This is a genomic window from Enterococcus sp. AZ009, from assembly GCF_050548785.1.
Lineage (GTDB): Bacteria > Bacillota > Bacilli > Lactobacillales > Enterococcaceae > Enterococcus_D > Enterococcus_D entomosocium.
Genome location: NZ_CP172960.1, coordinates 3,598,167 through 3,620,668 on the forward strand (window position 1 = coordinate 3,598,167; position 22,502 = coordinate 3,620,668).

At 39.1% G+C, this 22,502-nt stretch carries 18 protein-coding genes; 1 reads left to right on the top strand and 17 read right to left on the bottom strand.

Annotation, left to right across the window (positions count from 1 at the left end):
• Positions 1-100: 100 nt before the first annotated feature.
• The 10 genes from IGJ74_RS17060 to IGJ74_RS17105 form a co-directional block, all read right to left on the bottom strand.
• Positions 101-3,190, bottom strand: a complete 3,090-nt coding sequence (locus IGJ74_RS17060) for a MucBP domain-containing protein (RefSeq protein ID WP_430608622.1) — start codon at positions 3,188-3,190, stop codon at positions 101-103.
• Between the two features lie 234 nt (positions 3,191-3,424).
• Positions 3,425-3,589: an N-acetylmuramoyl-L-alanine amidase gene (locus tag IGJ74_RS17065; RefSeq protein WP_242691954.1), complete on the bottom strand. Its 165-nt coding sequence runs from the start codon at positions 3,587-3,589 to the stop codon at positions 3,425-3,427.
• Positions 3,590-3,698: 109 nt separating this feature from the next.
• A complete protein-coding gene (locus tag IGJ74_RS17070) occupies positions 3,699-3,977 on the bottom strand; it encodes a DUF7006 family protein (RefSeq protein WP_242691955.1) in 279 nt (92 codons plus the stop codon).
• Between the two features lie 762 nt (positions 3,978-4,739).
• Positions 4,740-5,354 (bottom strand): hypothetical protein, encoded by a 615-nt coding sequence (locus tag IGJ74_RS17075; RefSeq protein WP_087664518.1) that lies wholly within the window; start codon positions 5,352-5,354, stop codon positions 4,740-4,742.
• 554 nt (positions 5,355-5,908) lie between these two features.
• Positions 5,909-6,760 carry a helix-turn-helix domain-containing protein gene (locus IGJ74_RS17080; protein ID WP_087664517.1) on the bottom strand — a complete coding sequence of 284 codons (852 nt, stop codon included), beginning with the start codon at positions 6,758-6,760 and terminating at the stop codon, positions 5,909-5,911.
• 662 nt (positions 6,761-7,422) lie between these two features.
• Positions 7,423-9,543 (bottom strand): heavy metal translocating P-type ATPase, encoded by a 2,121-nt coding sequence (locus IGJ74_RS17085; protein ID WP_087664516.1) that lies wholly within the window; start codon positions 9,541-9,543, stop codon positions 7,423-7,425.
• Positions 9,540-9,899, bottom strand: coding sequence for an ArsR/SmtB family transcription factor (locus IGJ74_RS17090; RefSeq protein WP_207462969.1), 360 nt, complete (start codon positions 9,897-9,899; stop codon positions 9,540-9,542). The genes IGJ74_RS17085 and IGJ74_RS17090 overlap by 4 nt, the downstream gene beginning before the upstream one ends.
• Positions 9,900-10,047: 148 nt before the next feature.
• Positions 10,048-10,575, bottom strand: a complete 528-nt coding sequence (locus tag IGJ74_RS17095) for a GNAT family N-acetyltransferase (RefSeq protein WP_087664513.1) — start codon at positions 10,573-10,575, stop codon at positions 10,048-10,050.
• Between the two features lie 36 nt (positions 10,576-10,611).
• On the bottom strand, positions 10,612-11,010 hold the full coding sequence (locus tag IGJ74_RS17100; RefSeq protein ID WP_087664512.1) for a GyrI-like domain-containing protein: 399 nt from the start codon (positions 11,008-11,010) through the stop codon (positions 10,612-10,614).
• Between the two features lie 6 nt (positions 11,011-11,016).
• On the bottom strand, positions 11,017-11,520 hold the full coding sequence (locus IGJ74_RS17105) for a helix-turn-helix transcriptional regulator (protein WP_087664511.1): 504 nt from the start codon (positions 11,518-11,520) through the stop codon (positions 11,017-11,019).
• 397 nt (positions 11,521-11,917) lie between these two features.
• Between IGJ74_RS17105 and IGJ74_RS17110 the strand changes: the two genes are divergently transcribed.
• Positions 11,918-13,429, top strand: coding sequence for a helix-turn-helix domain-containing protein (locus IGJ74_RS17110; protein WP_087664510.1), 1,512 nt, complete (start codon positions 11,918-11,920; stop codon positions 13,427-13,429).
• An 85-nt stretch (positions 13,430-13,514) separates the two neighbouring features.
• On the opposite strand, the gene IGJ74_RS17115 is transcribed toward IGJ74_RS17110, so the two are convergent.
• The 7 genes from IGJ74_RS17115 to IGJ74_RS17145 form a co-directional block, all read right to left on the bottom strand.
• Positions 13,515-15,224, bottom strand: a complete 1,710-nt coding sequence (locus tag IGJ74_RS17115; RefSeq protein ID WP_176374295.1) for a WxL domain-containing protein — start codon at positions 15,222-15,224, stop codon at positions 13,515-13,517.
• Between the two features lie 32 nt (positions 15,225-15,256).
• A complete protein-coding gene (locus tag IGJ74_RS17120) occupies positions 15,257-15,667 on the bottom strand; it encodes a DUF7006 family protein (RefSeq protein WP_087664508.1) in 411 nt (136 codons plus the stop codon).
• Between the two features lie 21 nt (positions 15,668-15,688).
• Positions 15,689-17,047 carry a peptidoglycan DD-metalloendopeptidase family protein gene (locus IGJ74_RS17125; RefSeq protein WP_242691956.1) on the bottom strand — a complete coding sequence of 453 codons (1,359 nt, stop codon included), beginning with the start codon at positions 17,045-17,047 and terminating at the stop codon, positions 15,689-15,691.
• Positions 17,048-17,134: 87 nt separating this feature from the next.
• Entirely contained in the window at positions 17,135-19,429 is a 2,295-nt protein-coding gene (locus IGJ74_RS17130) for a WxL domain-containing protein (protein ID WP_218193576.1), read from the bottom strand.
• A 4-nt stretch (positions 19,430-19,433) separates the two neighbouring features.
• Positions 19,434-20,435 carry a DUF916 and DUF3324 domain-containing protein gene (locus tag IGJ74_RS17135; RefSeq protein WP_255324186.1) on the bottom strand — a complete coding sequence of 334 codons (1,002 nt, stop codon included), beginning with the start codon at positions 20,433-20,435 and terminating at the stop codon, positions 19,434-19,436.
• Between the two features lie 126 nt (positions 20,436-20,561).
• Complete coding sequence (locus IGJ74_RS17140) at positions 20,562-21,347, bottom strand: WxL domain-containing protein (RefSeq protein ID WP_087664505.1); 786 nt, start codon at positions 21,345-21,347, stop codon at positions 20,562-20,564.
• Complete coding sequence (locus IGJ74_RS17145; RefSeq protein ID WP_087664504.1) at positions 21,344-21,727, bottom strand: LPXTG cell wall anchor domain-containing protein; 384 nt, start codon at positions 21,725-21,727, stop codon at positions 21,344-21,346. Before IGJ74_RS17145 ends, IGJ74_RS17140 begins: the two co-directional genes overlap by 4 nt.
• Positions 21,728-22,502: the final 775 nt, after the last annotated feature.

Consider the following 22,502-nt stretch of genomic DNA (forward strand, 5'->3'; position numbering starts at 1 on the left):
CATTGTAGGTTTCTATACACAATATCGAATAGTATTATTAGAAATTTGATTCAAAAAGAGTGTCCAGAAACGATCGTTTTCTGAACACTCTTTCTTCCTCTTATCGATTACTTCTTTTACGTTTTTTAATTGCTACAAATACGAGTGTGACTAACAAAGCTCCGACACTACTTAAAATCAGTTGTCCTTTAATCTGTTGTCCAGTTTTTGGTAAATGATTATTTGAATTACCATTGTTCTTAGGATTATGCGCTTTAGTGTTATATACGTACACGACTTCTTCAGCTGCGTCACTGAAAGTACCTGAAGCATTATCTGGGGTTTCTACTACATACCACCCTGGGATCTCTTTGGCTTCGCTTGTATATGGTAACCCTACTTTGCCGCTTAATACCGTTGGGTCTGCCAACTGATTCCCTTCGGAATCTTGATATTTCACTGTGACTGGTGCTGCATCGCTGCGTTCATATACGTACACCACTTCTTGCGCTGTATCACTGAAGGTGCCGGAAGCATTATCTGGGGTTTCTACTACATACCACCCTGGGATCTCTTTGGCTTCGCTTGTATATGGTAACCCTACTTTGCCGCTTAATACCGTTGGGTCTGCCAACTGATTCCCTTCGGAATCTTGATATTTCACTGTGACTGGTGCTGCATCGCTGCGTTCGTACACGTACACGACTTCTTGCCCTGTATCACTGAAGGTGCCGGAAGCATTATCTGGGGTTTCTACTACATACCACCCTGGGATCTCTTTGGCTTCGCTTGTATATGGTAACCCTACTTTGCCGCTTAATACCGTTGGGTCTGCCAACTGATTCCCTTCGGAATCTTGATATTTCACCGTGACTGGTGCTGCATCGCTGCGTTCGTACACGTACACCACTTCTTGCCCTGTATCACTGAAGGTGCCTGAAGCATTATCTGGGGTTTCTACTACATACCACCCTAGGATCTCTTTGGCTTCGCTTGTGTATGGTAACCCTACTTTGCCGCTTAATACCGTTGGATCTGCCAACTGATTCCCTTCGGAATCTTGATACTTCACTGTGACTGGTGCTGCATCGCTGCGTTCATATACGTACACCACTTCTTGCGCTGTATCACTGAAGGTGCCTGAAGCATTATCTGGGGTTTCTACTACATACCACCCTGGGATCTCTTTGGCTTCGCTTGTATATGGTAACCCTACTTTGCCGCTTAATACCGTTGGGTCTGCCAACTGATTCCCTTCGGAATCTTGATACTTCACTGTGACTGGTGCTGCATCGCTGCGTTCGTACACGTACACCACTTCTTGCCCTGTATCACTGAAGGTGCCGGAAGCATTATCTGGGGTTTCTACTACATACCACCCTGGGATCTCTTTGGCTTCGCTTGTATATGGTAACCCTACTTTTCCGCTTAATACCGTTGGGTCTGCCAACTGATTCCCTTCGGAATCTTGATATTTCACTGTGACTGGTGCTGCATCGCTGCGTTCGTACACGTACACGACTTCTTGCCCTGTATCACTGAAGGTGCCGGAAGCATTATCTGGGGTTTCTACTACATACCACCCTGGGATCTCTTTGGCTTCGCTTGTATATGGTAACCCTACTTTTCCGCTTAATACGGTTGGATCTGCCAACTGATTCCCTTCGGAATCTTGATATTTCACCGTGACTGGTGCTGCATCGCTGCGTTCATATACGTACACCACTTCTTGCGCTGTATCACTGAAGGTTCCCGTCGGATTACCTTGAACTTCTTTTATAGTATACCCGTCTATTTCTAACTTATACTCTGGCGTTGTTGCATCAAAAGATTCACCAATATTACCGCTAATTTTTTGAGAAGGCTTCAATTCATTCCCTTCAGTATCAATATAACTCACGGTAACATCTGCAGCGGCTTCTTGATGATTGATCGAAAATTGGTGCAAATAGGTTCCTGAAGAAATAGCGTAAAAACTATATCCATCTGGTTGAGCATAGGATCCGGCAGGATTATTCAGTCGTGCGTTATACTCCATTGTTTCGATACTTTCAAATTCACTTTGAGTAACCCCAGATACAGTAATCCCATCTTCTGTAATACTTAATCTTGAGGAGGGTACCTGTACACCATTCAAATCAAAGTACGTCTGACTAGTACTATTCGATTTTGTAAAAGGAGGCTGATATCCATCAAAATTTGTTAAACGATTAGGCATAATGGAAAATGGAACAAAAAATGATTGATTATCGGGATCGTAATTTAACTCTTTTGCAGATAATGAAGTAATCGCATCATTTCTTCCTGTGTTTTGTCCATAAGCAGCTAAGTTTGATAATTTGGGAAACTCATTTATCACAGTAAAATCTGTCACGCCACAGAACTGTATTCTTAATTCTGTTAGATTTGGTAATGCAACCAGAGGTGCAATTGTCGTAATATTCATATTGGACTCGAAACTTAGCGACTCTAGTCCTTTCATATTAACTATTTTTGAAAATACAGCATCGGTTACATTTGCGGAACTAAGATTTAATCTAGTTAAATTGGCACCAAAGTTTGGTACATTATCATCCGTTACATTAGCACCCATCAAATATACATAAACTAAGTTATTTAACGAAGTGAGAACGGAAAAGTCAGTAACCTGATTTTGGCCGCTCATATAAAATGATGATAGATTTGTTGCATATTCCAAGCCTGTCAAATCAGCAATAGCGGAATCTGCAGCGTAGATATAGAGAGTCTGAAGTTTGCTCATCTGTTCCTTCGTGATTTCGGACACATCTATACCTAAAGATTTAGCAACTACGGATTGTAGTGCTGGATCCGGAAGCCAAGCTGCAAAATCTTCTTGATCATTATTTACTGCGACCTCAGATGGATTTGCAGAACTTTGACTTGTCGTCTCATTTTCAACTTGGCTATTCCCCTGATCTTCGCCAGAATACTTTGCGTTGTTAGAAGAGCTTTGCGTTGTTGTTTCTTCCGTGGATTCATTATTATCTTCTGTCGAAGTATCAGAAGATTCACTTTGCGTTGTTGAAGAATCCAGCGTTGTACTCGAATTACTCATATTTTCAGATTCTTCATTAGTTGCTTGTGCTACACTTTCTTGTTGCTCATCTGATCGAACATTCACAATGGGAACAAAAAAAGAAGGTACTATTAAACTTGCCAAAGATATGTAGGAAAAAATTTTCTTTTTCATCTGCCAACTCCATCGTGGTATTTTTTTAACCACCTATTTTTATATCTCATCTATTGTAGTAATAATGTATTCTATAGTAAATACTTTTCAAGCAAGGACAGAGTTCCTTCAACCAAAAATAATCATTATTTTTATAAGATACTTGGTATTATGTAATAATAGTTCCTCTTTGTTTTTTAACAACCCCAGAACAAAATTTAAAGAATGAAAGTTTCTATCTTTGTTAAATGATAGTTAGTGAAAGTCTTCCCGATGTGGACCAAACGTCGAAGAGATGCCCAGATTCATGATAAGATAGATCATTTCTGCATTACCTTTGACCAATTCTGCTTTTCCCGTGTCATAGTTGGTAAGTGAATAGGATTCAATAAGCACGTTTAGCTTCTCGCAATTTTTCACGTCTGTCCTCTATCGTTCGGTTAGAAATTTTATTACGTCTTCATAGGATTCCATCCCTGACTTCAAAATATATTATAAAAGACTACTTTTCCTTGATTCTTTTTCCAGATCACTTTATTTTAAAAATTAGTGAATGGCTAGTTACATCATTCAATTTATATCCACATAATTCTTTATTGTAGTATGGATAATCTTGTTCTACTATTTTTAACACTTCTTCGTCTGAAAAATCAAAATCTTCTATAGTGATAATGAGTTCTCGTAATAATACTAACTTAGAATCTATTCCCATAATTATTGGAATATCAATCCAAAAATTCGCGGACGTTAATGCTTCTATCAATTCTTTTAATTTTTGAACTTGATTTTCAATATAATTTTTTATCAACAGATGTGCTTTAAATGAACAATATTTTGTATATCAATAGACACAAAACGAAAGCCACTTGCTTCAATTGTCATAAAAAAAGAGGGTCCAGAAACTAGTCATTTTCTGAACACTCTTTTAATAGTTTCATAATGCACATTCCATTATCCGAAATTTATTTTTGCGCAACATATTTAGCTGCCAATAATGATTTGTATATTTCATTCGGCAAAAAAATCCATGGAGTATACTCTACTGTCCTCTGAAATAATACCTTTTTGATCTAGTTATTTGAATTACATAAGGAGTTATGAAATAAGTAACTAAAAAGGATCAAAACCTTTTAAGTTTCTGTTCACTTTTGATGAGCTGTTCTAATACTCACAAATCTAATTTTTAAGTGAACAATGAGTTGTATCCGATTCTATAGATACAAAAATAAGCTACTCGTTCAGAAAAAAAACGAGTAGCCTTGAACAGCCAACATCTCTAAGGTGCAAATTCTTTACTTTTGTGAAAAATGATTATTGATACAAGAGAATTTCCTAACATTTTTGATTGAATCTACCATAAAAAGCGATCTTCCTACTTAAGTACATAAAAAGGTATCTAGAGAGGATTCATTTTCTAGATACCTTTCTTTATAAATAGTTCCCAGCGAAAGGAAACATTGCTCCTAAAATATAAGAATATGTTCACTCATTTTTCTATTATACACTCAAAAAATTATTCAAGCTGCACGACTATTGCAGGGAAAACCGAATCTATCTTAGAGATTCTATGCTATTTTGCTTTGTTTGCTTCATCGACAGCTTGTTGCGCTTTTTCCTTACTTCCATTGCTGTCATTAGCTTTACTAATTGCGGCTTGCAGTTCACTGTCCACTTGACTCAACGCATCATTGGTATTATCGACGTCTATGGAGCTATCGCTTAAACCGGCTTCCGCAGCAACTGCGTTCGCATAATCCTTTAGCTTCGTATTTGCAGATTCTAAATCTTTTGCATATTGCGCTACCTTATTAACATTGGCGTTCGCACCACTTACAGCAGCAGAAGCTTCACTATTTTGGGCTTGCACGTTTTCGATTGTTTCATTGGCTACTTGTAAGTCACTTTCCGCTTTTGCTTTTGCTGCTTCAGCTTCCGCTTTTTCTTGGACTAGTTGTGCTATTTGGGCTTTTTGACCTTTAATCTCTATCCCCAAAGCGCTTAAAACTTGTGCAATTCTTATGGAATCGTCTTTTGTCCCCAAAAAATGAAACGTCGTTGCAATCGCTGCATAGGCGCCCACACTAAATGAAAAGATCATTCCCAGTGCTGCAAGAGCTAGGACACACCCTTTCTTATGCTCTTCAATATACCCTCCGATCCTTGCTTGTTTCCTTCTTTCTCTCATACACTTCTTCCCTCTCTCATTTTAATTATTTATACTTCTATCTTTCGATAGTTTTTTATATTGTTTGCTAACTTAGACGATGATAGTTGCTACTCACTCTCTCATTACCCTTGGTTGAAAAACAACGAAAATAAACTCAGTTACAAATCGACTCCATCCCATCCATAATTGAAAAATGGCCAATGTCAATGTCCTGGATTTGATTAAAAAGTAAATCATCAGAAAACCAGTTCTGTCGGAACACTATTGTGACATTAAGCACAATGTATAGTTTATCAAACCTCGTTTGTTCGAATTATTTTGGTCTGGTATTTCGGACTTTCCAGATTTGCTGAATTCCACTTTCCTTTTATAAACCTATGAAAATAAGCAAAAAAAAAGAGTTCAAAAACGTTTTAGTTTTTTGAACCTTTGCTTCTGTAATCCCCTATACTTTTTGAACTATATTTACACAAAGCGCCTATCTATGAGTCACCTTGCATGGCGCTGTCTTAAACATTATATTTAGTAGCTTCTATCTTCCACATAGGATTTAATACACTGGAATCAGCATGTTACTCCAACAATAACGAGAACATTTTTGATAAAGGTGCTTGATCAAGTTCAACCATGATGTCTAGCATTCTTGTTGCCATTGTTCTTCCCTGCTCCTCATTGACTGTCCTCATAATCAGTAATCCTTCAAAAAATTTGTACAGCGTTCTCGAAAAAAAGTCTTGGAAACTGGTGGATAACAATCCCAATTGGGTAAGTAAAACTTCTGCAAACTCATACTGCTTTTTTATAAATGTATATTCAATAATATTAATCAGAAGACCACAATATACTTCTCTGCCTTTCTCAAATTGAATGTAATACTCCAGCAGTTTAGAAACTCTTTTAAAAAAGATAAATATAAATTCGTGATCTAAAAAATCTAGTGTATTGGCAAATAAATGTATTTCTTGAAGCGTCCAGCTTTCAATCCCCATTAAATAGGACAAGATCAGTTGCTTATCTTCTTCTAAAACGACAGCGGTATTGTATACTCCATAAACTTCTAAATGCTGTAAAATTCTTATTCTCGAGCGTACCTCAGCCACTCTGATCGCATTTATTTGTCCTGATTTTCTTTTTAGTTCTTTTAAAAGTAACGCTAATCCTTTTATGTCTTGCTTATTAGATAGGTTGGCGTAATGATAAGTGTAATGATTTTGTTCATTTAATTTATAGCCATTGGCAATAAACAAGAACTCGCTAATATCCATAGACAAGTTTTCTAATATCTTAATAAGGACATCAGAAGATATATTATGTTTTCCTTTTTCAAATTCAATCGCATATGATTTTGAGATAATATTTCTATAGACTTCTTTTTGACTAAATCCTTTTTTTAGCCGTATTTCTCTAATCGTTTCTCCAAACATGCATTATCCCTCTCTAAAAACGTGATACATTTCTAAATAAAACTGAGTAATACTAAAGTGCATATCATAAAAAACCATTTCATAAATTATTCTCCTCTATCTTTCTAAAAATAATGTTTCATCTACGTATCCATGTGATAAAAAGCACAACCAAAAATATTTTTAGGTTCATCCCGAATTTTCTAAAACTCGTCTTGCGGTTCTCATTATAGCCTCCTTTAAATAAAATTTGCATTAGGTCTTATATTTGAGACTAAGTATTTTGGGCATATTTACTATATCTTAACTAGATAGCCAAACTTGTTGGCCCCACCGTTCAATTTGTTAGCATACTGACGGCAAAAGTCTGTCTAGACCAAGACAAAAAGCTTATAAGCATGATCTCAGACTGGTAAAATAAGCTATTATGCTGGCCTCCACTTGCTAAGCTGCTAGTTAAAAAACTATTTCTCCGCCTGAACACAAAAAGAGAGCGTCCAGAAATTCATCATTTCTGAACCCTCATTCAACTAGACCATCCGTTATCGTTTCTTACTGACGATTTAACTTCCTTCGACAATTTGACCGCTAAGAATGGGCTATTTTTCTTTTCACCGAAACGAATGGATCGTTTGGTACCTGATAAAATTTCAGAGCGAAGCTAAACTGATTTTTGTTCCCCTTCACTTAGGCTTACTTTTCATCAATCTCAATCCATTCAAAGTGACAAGCAAAGTGGCTCCCATATCAGCTAGAATGGCAATCCATAAGGTCAACCAACCAGGAACGACTAGTAATAATGCTAGTAGTTTGATCCCTAGTGAAAACGTGATGTTTTGCTTAATGATCTTCAATGTTTCTCTGCTCAGTTTAATAATAAACGGCAGTTTTTGTAAATCGTCTCCCATTAAAGCAACATCTGCTGTTTCTAGTGCTGCATCAGTGCCAATGCTTCCCATGGCAATACCAACTGTTGAGGCAGCTAAAGCTGGGGCATCATTCATCCCATCCCCAATCATAGCCACTTTCCCATAAGTTTGCTTGAGTGCCTTTATATAATCTAATTTGTCTTGGGGCATCAAATCACCTTTTATTTCAGTTATGCCAGTTTGTTTTCCAATGGACTGAGCTGTTGTAGCATTGTCTCCCGTCAACATTATCGTATGTTCGATTCCTAAATCATGTAGTTTTTTAATGACTGATTTACTTGTTGCTCTGACCTCATCCGCTACTGCAACGACTGCCAAAATTTGGTGCTCTGTTCCTAAAAGCATCGCTGTTTTTTCTTGCTGCTGAAGTGTTTGATACGGTTCAATCATCTTCGAGTCAGCGATGACCTTAGCTTCAAAAAGCTTTGGACTTCCCACAAAATAGGTGCTGCCTGCAACATTTCCCTGTATCCCTTTTCCAGTAAGTGAAGTAAATCCGTCAACAACGACTGATCGATATGGCAGTGTTCGTTTGTCAGCTTCTTTTACGATTGCAGATGCGAGGGGGTGTTGAGAGTAGGATTCTATTGCCGCAATGATCGAAAAATATTTTTCTTCATTCGTTGGATCAACTGAAATGAAATCTGTTACGACAGGCGTTCCTTCCGTCAATGTTCCAGTTTTATCAAAGGCGATCGCTTTCAGTCCGCCAATTTCTTCAAGATAGATACCGCCTTTAACTAAAACACCATTTTTGGCAGAGTTACCAATCGCTGAAACAATCGATACAGGGGTCGAGATAACTAAGGAACACGGGCAACCTACAACTAATAAAGAGAGCCCTTGATACACCCACGTATGCCAAGCTCCCTGAAAAAACAAAGGTGGAATAATGACGGTCAGTGCAGCGATTATCATGATAGCTGGCGTATAGAACTTCGCAAACTTATCGACGAATGCTTGAGCAGGTGCACGCTCACCTTGGGCCTCTTCAACCAAGTGAATAATCTTTGCAATCGTCATATCATTTACCTGTTTTGTCACTCTGACTTCTAGCGCACCTTCTTCGTTGACAGTTCCTGCAAAGATTTCATCACCAATGTTCTTTTCAATAGAGACAGATTCACCGGTAATGGCCGCTTGATTTACTGAGGAATATCCTTTGGTCACTCGACCATCCATAGCAATTTTTTGACCAGGTTTAATGATCATAGTATCGCCCACTTCGATTTTTGAAACATCAATCCAGTGCTCAATGTTATTTCTTCTAATCAATGCTTCTTTCGGAGCAATATCCATCAAGTCCCGTATCGATTGTCGGGCTTTGTCCAATGAGAAGCGTTCTAACGCTTCGCTGATTGCAAATAAGATGACCACAATCGAACCTTCCGTCCATTCACCAATAAGGGCGGCACCAATGATCGCAATCGTCATAAGTGTTTCCATTGTAAAATCCAGTTTTAAAAGATCCGAAACTCCTTCTTTAAACAAACGAAAACCGCCGATAATAATCGCTGATACAAATAATCCTTCCGTTAAAAGCGCCTCTTCTCCATTGATTATTTGAGCAATGAATGCCAGAATGATCAAAAAAAGTGAGAGCAATAAATGCCAATTTTTGTTCACAAAAGGCGCCTTTACTGCCACTTGAGAGACTGGATCATGTTCGGATTGGATCCTTAAGTTTTCGAAAGCACCTGCTACTTCAATTTCTGCAATCGTCGCTTCACCTTCAATAGAGAGTTTACTAGCCCCAAAGTTTACTTTAGCAGTTTTCACATTTGGCAGTTGAGAAACGTTTTTTTCGAATTTAGCTGCACAATTTGTACAACTCAAACCTTCCACTCGATAAACCTGTTGTTTATTTTCACTCATATCAAAACCCCATCTTCTAAAGATGGCTTAGCATTTAGGAGCTGAACAACTTTTTCATTTTTAATAGAATAATAAACGAACTTCCCTTTTTTCCGACTGACAATGAGTCCTTTTCTTTTCAAGGATGATAAATGATGTGACGTCGTTGCCACTGTTGCTTCGATGATTGCCGCAATGTCGCAGACACACAATTCATCCTCATAACTCAAGGCATAAAGAATTTTTAGGCGATTCTCATCTGCTATTATTTTGAAGAAGTTTTTCACCTTCAAGATGTCTTCGTTTTGTAACTTCGTTTTTCCTCGCAATACTTTATCTTCATGTATACATGTCATTTCACAAACTTCGTTATCCATATAGACACTCCTTAAACATTCAAATGTGCATTTGAATATACCTTAACACGAGTGAATGTTTAATTCAAATAGCGGCTAGTAAAGGACCAAAGCAATCTTTTCTGGAGTTTTTCCATTTTACAGATCCGTTTCCAGAAGAAAAACCAGATCATTCTATCCATCTTTCATAAATTCGACACAATATTGTTTTTCGCACCAGTTTAAAACCGGCTTTTTCTAGCACTCTTAAAGAAGCAATATTTTTTTGCTCAACTTTTCCAAAAACGCGCAACTCTTCTTGCTTTTCTTTTAGATATGGTTCCACCCATTTTATGACGTGATTCACTGCTTCTGTGGCGTAGCCCTTCTTTTGATAGGCTTCGCCAATGTAATAGCCGACTTCAAAATGCTTCAACCTTTTTTTACCATGGTATTTGGAAACTTCCACAGACCCTATTAGATCGCCTGAGCACTTTTCTTCTATCGCAAAAGCATATTGAGCTTTTGTCATATCAATTGTATTCTGCCACAGGTCTCTATTTTTCTCGATTTGTGCTTTTGCTCTTTTTTCATTAAGTTTTGGCAGGAAATAAAACCATCTGCGATAGGTTTTCTCATTGCACAACTTGATTAATGCCTCCAGATCTTTCTTCTCATAGGGCCGATAGATCAACCGCTCACTAGTATATGTATTCATCGTTTCCTCCCGATCCTTTCTTATTGTCCACACTTGCTAGTTTTCTATTTTTAAGCACAATTCCATTGTAGGGATGGATGCTGTTTCCTGGTATCTTTCGACTGAAAAAGCCTCCACTTTTATTTCATGTTTTGGAAGCCAGACATCAAACAAATACCTATATGCTTCATTCAAAGCATTCGTTACTAGCATTTCTTTCGTCTCCGCCTCGATTTTGCACACCAGATAATAGCCAGAAGGAACACGTTTTATGACCCTACTTGTCGGCGGGACTACTGTCCGGTCTAATTCTTTTCCGCCGACAAAATACCCGAAATGCGTTTGAGAATGACTTGTTGCAAAAGAAATACCAGCTTCCACTGCCTCATCCACAACTCCCTTAAGTAGCGGTTTTTCTTGATAAAATCTCTGCCATAGCTCACCTGGTTGATCAATGCCGGTTTATTGCCCGATAGGAAGTTGCTGATCAACTGAGACCATCCCCTCGATTCCCACATACCGTTCTTCCGTGAGTTGTCTTTTTTCAATCTCCAAGACGATTCCGTTTACGATCAGTGGCACCTTCTCATCAACCAAAAGATAGCTTAAGGCAAGGTACGGTTGTCGGATCAGATTCATTCGCGGCCTTTTTTCTCGGTATTCTTCAGGAGTCAAGTGATAGGTCTCCTTGAACATGCGAGTGAAATTTGAATGATCCGAAACGCCTAAATGGTTAGCGATTTCTATGATTTTCCAGTCTGTGTTCTTAAGTAAATCAACGGCAATCGCTAACCGTCGCAGCTTAATATACTCTTGTACCGATTTACGAACCAAGCGCTTAAATAATCTTTGAAAGTAAAAGGGTGAAAGATACACCTGCTCTGCTAACTGCTTTGTGTTCAATTCCTCTGAAATATGCGCGTCAATGTAGTTTAATGATTGATCGATTGCTTCCCATGCATGCATCTTCTCCCTCCTTTTTAAACATTTTAGCAACCTCTAAAGCATTTCACTGGTTATAGGGTGCTCATTTTGAATCTTTTTAAAAAGAATCACTAAATCTTGTACGCCTGCTCTAAAAACTTTCTATTAGAGACGACACTCTTTCCTCTAAATCGTTGAAGACCATTCAAAACTTTCAGAGTGCGAACCTCTCTTAGCTCCATAAAAACAAACATGTGAATTGCATCAGCTCTTGCAATTTAAAATCGTAAGTTTCAAAAATTCCTATTAAACCGTTAGAACTAGCGCTACTGTATCTTTCTTCCCCATTTCAGAAGCTGAATGTAAATGTTTTTCATTAATTGTGTTACCATTTGAATAAATAGAAACTATCGCTAGACACTTACCAAGGAGAAGAACTATGAGAGCTTTACACTTGAATTTTATATTGGACAAACGAACCATCCGCTTCCTTAAAATTTTGTCCGTATTTGAAGGAAAATCGGATTATTTATTACGAGATCTGTCAGAAGCAACTGAAATAAATGAGCGAACACTTTTGGTCGATATCAAGAATATACGCCTACATTTTGACGGGTGTTTAGAGATAGAGAGTACCCATACGGGTTATCAGTTTCAATTACTTGATCCAACTGGCTATGCAGAAGCTAAGCGAGAACTCATTTCTCAAGAACCGCTTTTCGTTGTGATAGAGAGCATACTGAGCGGAAAACTGCTTTCTTATGAAGAATGGGCCGACCACTTTTTTCTTTCTGAAAGCTCCATGCGCAGACATCTTCTGCGCGTATCTGAAGCACTGGAACCGTACCAGCTACAATTTTCAATAAATCCAGTCGATCTGATTGGGGAAGAAGGAAATATTCGAAAGTTTCTCAAAGATTTTTATTATGAAGCCGACGAAATTTCCCCCTTCACCCTAAAACCGTCTGTAGAAGTCAATGAACTCATGCATTATTTAGAAGAAAATCGTTATCAGCCATCTATGGGAACAGATATTTTGCCTACGGATTTCTATTATCAATTCTATATCATGATTTACCGAAGTTCTCAGAGAAAGTATATGCCCGTCCCTAATATTGAAGGCATGGATTGGGAAAAAGACGACACTTACCAGTTTCTTTTATCACTTAAGCCTAAGATCCAAAAGCGTTATGGCTTTGTCATACCTGATAGCGAGCTTCTCGGTTTGTATCTGTATGCCATTTGTAAGAGAACGATCGACGCTCCAGCAAAGGAAGAGCTATTTTGCCAACAGTTTAACCATTGGTCAACTATAACTGAACTAGCCAGAAAGTTCGTAGTTTATTATGATCCGATTTTAGCCGATCCTCATTTTCCCACGACAACATTCATTGAATCATTTTTCACTTCGGTAAAATATCTTGATCAACTCACACCGATCATGAATAAAAATATTACTGAAGTAAACGCATTTGCTCGTGATTCGTATCCAGATCGTTTCAAGCGTATTCAATCTTTCCTAAGAGCTAACTTGAAGATGCTAAAAGTGGCGGAAATGTACATTGAAGATATTTCCGCAAGTCTACTTTTAACAATTGAAGCAATTCGTGACAGCTATGTTCAAAATCCCAAACGTATTGCTTTCCTACTGGAGGGCTCCTCCTTCGTCTGCCGTAGTGTTAAAGCAAAAGCCCTTCGCTACTTTCGTGGGTACCATCAGATATTTTTTCCAACGATCGAACAAATGGACAACCACTTTTTTTACCAGAATCAGATTGATATTTTCGTGACCAACTATGCAGACTATGTATCCTACTTAGAAAAAGACATGGAGTATATTTTGTTCCAATCCATTCCGACGATCGACGACTGGAATCATCTGCTTGAACGAATCAATCCTCAAATCTTAAAAGATTTCTCCTTGAACCCACTAACTGATCTCAAAGGCTAGCGCCCTTCCAATAGTAATAAAACAAGGATCCTACCCATACTGGCAGGATCCTTATTTTATTTATCCTCGACAGCTTATTTGTTTCTTAGGGAATTGCATTGATCGTCCAAATGATCGTTGTATTGTATTCTTTAGAATTGGGCATCGTACTTCCTGGAACAGTCAGTTTTATGCTTTCAGACATCGTTTTTGAATCGCCGAAACGATAGATCCAGGTTCCAGCACCTTCCTCAGCTATTGTTTTAAAAAGTAAACTCGTTTCTTCAGGAACGAGTTCAACTTGGGTTGGATAATCGGTTGGGACCTTTTGATCGTGAATACTGATTAATTCTGCATTTTTAAAGCTCAAAGAGGCCCCTAATAAAAGATCGCCCTCGCTTGTCTGGAATTGAGACTCTTGCCGAACAGATAGTGTCCAAGAAGTGATCGTTCGATCAAAATTACTTACCTGAACAAAATTTGGTCGCTCCTCATTCGATCCATTGATTTTTAGTGTACCTGCATAATACTCTTGTTCATGAGTCGTTATATTTTGTGTGCCGAATAGAATGAATGGGACGAAATCAATACGAAACCTTTGTGTTTCTTTTGGAAGCTCTGGCATTAACTCTGGGGTTATTTCTACCTCTGGATTGATTGGATCCAAGATAGATGTCTCATTCAAGCGATAGAAAAGATTCACTTCCGTTGTTTCCCCTGTAAATCTTTCTTGAAGTGACCAATCTGAATAATCAAAATGCCAACCTAACACAGACGGAGGAATGATCGAATAATCTTCTAAATACCCCCCTCGGATCGTTTGTTTTTCAGTCAGAAAATTGCCTTTTTGATCGATGGGGTTGATTGTAATCGTTTGCCATTTTTCTAAGACATAGGTTCCCGGCTGTGATCCATCATAAAAGGCAGACAATAAGGAGCTTCGAGGCGCCACTACTCTTTCCCCCACTTGATTGCCGAACTGATCTTTTGTATGCACCCAGTTTCCTGTATATTCATTTGAAGGCACTTCACTAGGAAAACGTGGGCTGCTGGATCCCATATGTAAAAAAGTCGTATTTTCTCCCAGGTGAATAGTTCTTAAGTTTCTCGCTTCAAAGATAAACCAAGAGTTTGAAGATACACTAGCAAGATTCGTCGTATTCCAACTTGAAAGATCCAGTTCCACTAATTCAGTCATATTATGAAAGGTCCTGTTCACAGTACGTACATTCCTTGTATCCCAACCGTTCAAATTGAGAACGGATAAAGACGTACAATTTGCGAACAGGAAATCCATCGTAGTTACTTGGCTCGTGTCAAAAGACAATGCATCTACGTACGTCAGACTCGTTAAATTGGAAAATAAATTTGCGGCATTACTTTGTAAAGTGATCCTATCTTGCACAATAATCTTTTGTACTGAAGAATATGTTTTCCATGGTGCTGCTGCAACCGTTCCAGCATTACCTCCCTGCAATGTTAAGGTAACCGTTTCTTCCTCCCATTCCCAAGAAACGTTCCCCCAGATTCCTGTATCCTGAGAGACAAACCTTTCATCCTCGGAGTCATCTTTTCGTACTTCATCCTCCAATTCCAAATTCTTTTCTTCTTTGAATCGGGAATCCTCTGATTGTTGGCTCTCATCGATAGCAGGGTCTGCCATCACTTGAGAATCATCGGATAGCGAAGACTCACTCAACCTTTTTTCAGGTGCTTCTCCATCCAATATAGTACCTTGAGCTTCAACAATTGGCATGCAAAGAAGAAACGCAAAAACAATGATTCCACCGAGGACGATCAAACAAACTTTCTTCATCATTATCTCCACCCTTTAGCAAAAAAGGATCACTACACATTGTGTAAGGATCCTTTTTCATATTCTTCACCCAAATAGATCAAGCCCCATTTTGGTTTTTGATGTAAATTCCCACCAGTAATTTCTCGATAAAAGGAATCTTTATCTTGACGAGTCATTCGGATAATTTCTTCTTCTGTCATCCCAAAGTCGCTGATAATATCTTTTTGGATAATTTCTGCTAATTCCATCAAGATCTGTATTTGAGCATCAATACTCAACAATTTCCCCCACTGCAAGAAAGGGTTTTGTTGATGGTTGTGATATACGGTCTCAAATTGTGTACAAAGTTCCTCATAATAAGCACATATTTTGGGGTAACTATTTAGGAACCCTGATCCTTCTAGCAATTGCTTGGAATAAGCCAAATACTCTTCAGGGTTATGAATAGATTCTGCTAACATGCTCTCACCTCTTTTCTTCGTTTATTCATTACTTGGTAAAACACGCAGTGGATCAATCAACTGGTCTTGAGCCAAGCTCGGAGACAAACTCACTTCAAAATGCAAATGGGGTCCGGTGCTGTTTCCAGTACTCCCCATCGACGCAATGATTTCTCCTTGAGCCACTGTTTGACCAACAGTAACCAGGTTTTGATTATTATGCGCATAAAGTGTGGTTAGTCCATTCTCGTGCTCGATCGCCACATAATTCCCCCAGGAATTATGGTACTCAGAACGAATCACAGTTCCTGCAAGACTTGCGAGAATTGGTGTCCCAAGTGGTGCCGCAAAATCAACACCACGGTGAAAGCCATCTCCTCGTGGACCAAAAGTAGAAGAAACAACGGGATTCATGACCGGGTGGATCATTTCGTCAGTGCCTTCTGGCAATGCTGCTTTTTCTTTGTCATAGCTAGTCAATGCGTAGGCTTCAATTAGGGCATTCAACTTTTCGCCATATTGCGTGTCCGTCGCATACCGTCCGGTTAAAAAATCCGTTGCATCTTCATAGGATTCCGTCTCTGATTTCCAGGTACCTTTATAAAAGTCGCTATCATGCGCTAAGCCCTCTTTTAAAAGCTTCGCATAATCGTTGAAGGTCGCTTCGTAATCTTCGTATTGTCGGAACGTTGCATCGATCGTATACAGATTCCCTGATCCATCATCTTCTTGCGTTTTGAAGGTAATACCCTTTCCTTCAACTGTTCCTTTGATCCCAAAGAGGTTATGGTACGGGGCTTGGCTTAGCTCACTTTGGCCGCTGGCGGATTCAAGAATCGCTTGGGCGATCATAACCGATCCGTAAAGGTCTTCCTCTAAACCGATTTTCCGTGCCTCTTCACCAATTTCTTTAATAAAATCCCACGTTTCTTTCACAGGAGTGATTTCAATAGCCGCCGATTGATTGACTTCAGCTGGCGTGCTCTTTGTTAGCTCTGGTAAGGTCGGACGTTGCTTTTCAACAGGTGTTGGCAGCTTAGATTCTGGTGTTGATTCCTGATTCGTTGATTGATCCGGTTGAGGAGTTGGTGCTGGTTTCACTTCTTCTTTTGGCGGATCAACCGGTGTAGGATCTTCTGGTTTCGGCGCTGGTGTAGAATCCTCTGGTGTTTCTTCAGGAACTTCTGGTAGAACAGGTTCCTCTGCAATCGGTGGATTTACCTCTTCTAAAGGCAGGTCTTCAGGTCCTTCTTCAGGTTGTGTTTCCTGGTCATCAGGTGTCATTTGCGCTTGTTCTTCCTTCTCTTCACTATTGGTCACTACAGCCGCTGAAGCAGGCAATGTAGTTAAAAACTGACTACAAACCAGCACAAGGGCAAGCCACTTTCTTGATTGTTTCAAAAAATAATCCTCCTTTATTGTGATCGATTTGAAAGGAATATCCAAAATATTAGACATCATTCTAATATCTTGGATAAGATTCCTGTCTTACTCGTTACCAGGTATGGCTTGTAGTTCCCAGTCCAATTTTGTTTGGTAAGTCGTGGCCTCTGGAATGGTTTCTTTTGGTACAACTAAAGCCACGCTTTGATCAGAACTTGCGCCATCACCAAAGCGATAGATCCAGGTTCCCTTGCCTTCGCCAGTAGAAGACGTTAGCAGTGGTTGTTTTGCGCCTGGCTCAAGAACGATCGTTGCTTCAGTCGTTGCTTCTTGCGGTTGTTGTCCATCGTGGTCGGCCACAAGCTGGCGGTTCTTCAGCTGAAGACTTGCGCCACTTAATTCATTCCCGGTTTCTGTCTTAAACTGTTCTCTTTGTGTGACAGACAGCTGCCAACCATCGGCATCCGCACGATTATCTGTGATTTGGACAAAGTTTGGTTTTGGTTCACTTTCAATCACTTCCCCATTTGAATCGAGTCCATATTGTGGAAGTGCATAATAGGTTTCTTCTTCAAACATATTTCTTTCATGGTTGCCAAAGGTAAATTGGGAGACAAAATCAAGACGGAAGTTTCCTTGGTTTTCAGGAATCACTGGTGGATTTTCTGGATCGATCTCAGTATCTGGTTCCAATGGATCCACCGGATTTTCTCCAGCGATTCCGGAAGAACTAATCCGAGAGTAACCATTTAGACCTTGTCTAGGATAAGTAGCACGAAATACATTATGATTCGTGCTGGTGATCGTAGCCGCATTGGCACCAGTCAGTCGTGCTTCAATCTTCTCAAAGTTTTGAGAAGGGGTACTACTTGTACGTCCTCGATTCCAAACTGCTAGGTTTTCAGTTGAGAGTTGGACAGTGTTTGAGCGCGAATTATTAAAAATAGGGCCGCCTTGACTATTAAGCATATCAAATTGTGCTCCGCTAGCAATTTCCATCTCCAAATTAACATTATTTAACAAGGTAAATAGGGGTGTAGTGCTACTTTCCCGTTGTTCAAATTTCACTTGGCTTTTTTCACCCAATTTTATAATAAGAGGCACTGTTCCCTTTGGGTTAGTTTCAAGAACACTAGAAGTATTTGCACTAAAATTTGCTGTACCATTTACCTCAATATATCGAAGCCTAGCTGCACCTCCCTCAGACTCGATAGTTAGGTGGCTTCCTTCATCAATAATCATGCTGGTTAAATTATGTGAAGCAGCAGAATCATCCGCTAGTCGTCCAACTAACATGCCACTTGAAAATACTGAAGCATTATTAGTGACTAGAACACTAGTAGTTCCCTGAAATGTGGAACCAGAATTCGTTGATCTAATAATTGTTGTTCCGCCATCAAATATTACATTCGATCTAGGATTTTGTATAGTCGAAGCAATTACCGAGTTACTTCCTATAAAGTCCACATCACTCAATCTTAAGGTAAAGTTTGTACCTCCTGTACGGATCTTTGAACTTTGATTAATTAAAATAAAATTACGTAGTGTCATTGTACGATTAGCACCTGTCACCTGGAACACTTGTGACTGGGTATCAATTGTATAACCATTCCCATTAATCGTTAAATTTCGAGTTATACTATTCAAACTAGTATTTCCAGAAATATCTTCTAAAACATTAATCTCAGTTACACTAGCAGTATTGATTGCAGTTCGAAATTGCGCCCAAGTACTTACGTTCGAAGTAGTTGCAGGCGTAATATCCTCTGTCTCTTGTGTTGGAGTTTCTTCCTCATCTTGGACTTCTTGGATCACACTGTCTTCTGGATCACTTGTATTATCCTCATCATCGGTTAATACTGATTCATCGTTGCCTTCATCATCCGCTGCTTCTTCAAAGGCGATCGTTCCATCAAGCTCATCTTCAACACGAATGGAAAACTCCCCTGCGGTTTGAGAAGAAACCGGAATGGTGAATTTTGTGCGTTCGTCTGCTGAAAACCACCACTCGGTCTCTGTCATTTGTGTTGCTTCCAGCCCTCCTGACAACTCATCTTTTTGAACAGTCAGCTCTTGAGGAATCGTGACTTGTACTTGCTTCGTTGGGCGATCCACCAGAATCACAACTTCCGTTGTCTCTCCAATCGTCCCAACCATTTGTTCTTTTTCAAGAGAAAATGTCGGTTGCTCTTCCACAGTGGGTTTTTGGTGAGTGTCAGAGGACTCACTCGTTGGTGCCTCTAACAAATTATCATAAGGCAAAGTCACGTCTTGTGTTTCTGTGTTTTTTGTTTCATTGACGGTATCCGCAAGCACCATATTGACCGAGGGCAACATTGTTGTTAGCCCCAATAAAACAATACTGCTTAGCACCCAACTTTTTTGTAGCTTTCCTTTCAAAGTATCACTCCTTTTTGCCTAGACTCGCTTTATTCTTTTTGTTTTGCAGGATCAGGTAAGCAATCACTGCTAATAGGCAGACGATAAATATTGCACCACCAATAAGCAGCCAATTCGGGCTAGAATCAATCGTTACGTCGTCTCGGTTTAGTGAACGAGCTTCATCAGCTTTGATTGTGAATTCTTCCGTCCAGCTCCACTCCTCTTCACCAGAACGAGCAGTCAAATGCAACACATAGTCACCACTTCTAAAACGATCGCCATTTAATGAAATTGGAAAATTGAAATGAGAATTCGGAGCCATTTGCATTTGCTCTTTGCTGGCTTCATAAAGCACTTCATCCTCACCTTTACGTTTTACACTTGCTTCTACTTCCAAACGATTCACGAAGGTCGAAGTAAAGTTCTGTAACGTCGCACTGATCACATTTCGATAGTTCAGCTGATCAGGAAAGACATCCAATAAGGCAAGATCTGGTTGAACCGTATCCCGAGAATTGCTTACAATAACCCCGACAACATAAGAGAACTCATTCTTGATCGCAAGTCCTTCTTCTTCACTTGTCTCTTCCTCAGCTTCTTCTTTCACTTCTGACAAGCGTAAGCCGCCAGCTAAAAATCCTTCAAAGGATTCTTCAGGCATCTTTAATGTCAAACTGACTGTTCTAGTTTCATTGCCCGCTAATTCGATCGTTTCCGGCACTTCAATCAGTTCATCTAGTGAATGAACAAGAGAAGGATCTACTTCTTCGGCATCTTTGCCATATTCCACGACGCCATTGACATTTGTATAGGCGGTATGGGGCGTGATCGCTACTTTGACTGGCTCATCGATCGCATTTTGTAAGGTTAACGTTAATGTTTCAGTCGCACCTGGCGCTATATTTAAATCAAAATAGCTGCCCGATCCTTCAACTTGGCTCTCCGGAAATTCAGGAGTGACATAAAAATTTAAGGTGCCCTCTTCTGCAAATCCTTTCATTGGAAAAGACAAAAGTAGACTCATAAGTACTAAGAAGAACGTCGCAACACGATTATTCTTGCTCAAAATTGATTTTTTCACTTGTTGATCCTTTCTAAAAACAGCCCAATAAGTAGAATTGGGCTGTAATCAATTGATTGTTTTCTATGTTTAGATTGCTTCACCAGCATTCGCGCCTGGTGTTGTGGTCAACTCCCAGTTCAATGTTGACGTATAAGTGGTCGCATCTTTGGCTGTTGATCCTGGAACAGATAAACGGATCATGTCATTCTCAACAACTTCAATTTCTTCATCTGCAAATTGTGCATTTAAATCTGCTTGATCGCCCCAAACAACAGAAGAGGCACCGGCACCTTGGCCTGTTTCAGCTGTCATTACAGATACGCCAGCATTATTCGGGCTTAATACTAAGCCAGCAGCGTGGTTACCTGGCGCATTGTCTTGATTAATTCCTTCGTATTGGATACGTGAATCCACGAATTCGATTTCTGCTCCAGTCAAAACGTTGTTTTGTGTGTTTGAAGTAAATTCAGACATACTTACTTGTAGACCCCATCCAGCGTTGTTCCCACGGACATCTTGTACTTGGGCGAAGCTGACGTAAGGAACCAATTCACCGGTTTCTCTCAATGGTTGCATTTCTGCCACCATGTTATACGTTTGATCTTGGTTAGAGATTACTTGTGAACCAAAGTCCATGTGAGCAACTTTCACGATTGACAACGGTCCTGTTGTTCCTGGAATTTCTACTGGAATATCTACATCCGGTCCTTCTTCTGGCGGAATAACTTCTAACTCTTCGTTATCACTTGGTGTAAATTCGATTTGACCATTCGAGGTTACATCCCGAACTTCATCGGCAAACGCACTCGCTGCCCCTCCTGCTAAGATAGTTGTTGTTAATGCTACGACTGTTGCTAAACGGATCAATTTCATGTAATAATTCCTACTTTCTGATTGTTTTTTGTTTTGGATTGCTCTTCAGTGTTGCTTTCTTTCTGTTTTCTTCGTTTCCATAAGAGAACCACGAAGAATAATACGCCGATTCCTATCCAATAAAGATAAGTTTCACCAATCATGTTGGTTTTCGGTAAAGACCCTTCAGGTCTATTTACGCCGCCACTCGGTGGTATTTCACTGCCATCGGGCGGCGTGGGTTCTGGTATTCCAATTGGTTCATAAATGCCAGTAAACTGGACAGAACCTTCTGTCTCTATCTCTTGGACTTCTTTTCCTTGGGCATCTATGGGGGATAGAATACACAAGAATGTGGCCAATAATGGTAACAAGAACCCGAGTTTTACACGCTTCCTCATTTCCCTCCTCCTGAATGTTTGTCTCAATTTTCGTCGTTTTCTAGATAAGAGTATTTCATTTCACCAGCATTTTGATAAAACCTAATTTAATAGACTTTATAGGACATTCAATATTTCTTGGGTGTCTTTTTTTGTATATTCTCAAAAACGACGGTTTTTAAGAAAACGAATATTGTCTTTCGACATTTCAAACTATAACAAGTTCAGCAAGAAGAGTTAAATCAAGATATGTCGTGATCCCTACATATTTTGAAATTCTCTATCAATTCACGAAAAAAAGACGCTCAAATAAGTGATTTGAGTGTCTTGGATCAATAGTTGTGTTTAGGTGTATCTACTGAAATTTTAAGTCATATAGTTGTTTCTGATAGTATGACATTCTTTTCATATCATCGGGTTCGTACTGATTGCTACATTTCATCATGTTTAGAAATTAGTCGTTTTCTGAACACTCTCTTTAACGATTTCATCATATATATTCTATTATTTAAAACCTAATTTGCTCAACAAATCTGGTCACTATGAACTTTTTTTATATTTCATCTATAAGTACTGCCAACAGTGTATACTATAACGACTTCTAAATACATATCTACATGCTCTAATTAAGTGCGCTACCGAATTTTCTATAAAATGAGCAAAAACGAGGACTAAAAACTCAATTTTTAACAAGAACGATTTGGTTCATAATTACCTCCTAATATATCCATCACACTAATTCGATTCTAATCAAAAAAATATCTTTTCGCTTAAAATACATCCAAAAATTTTTATT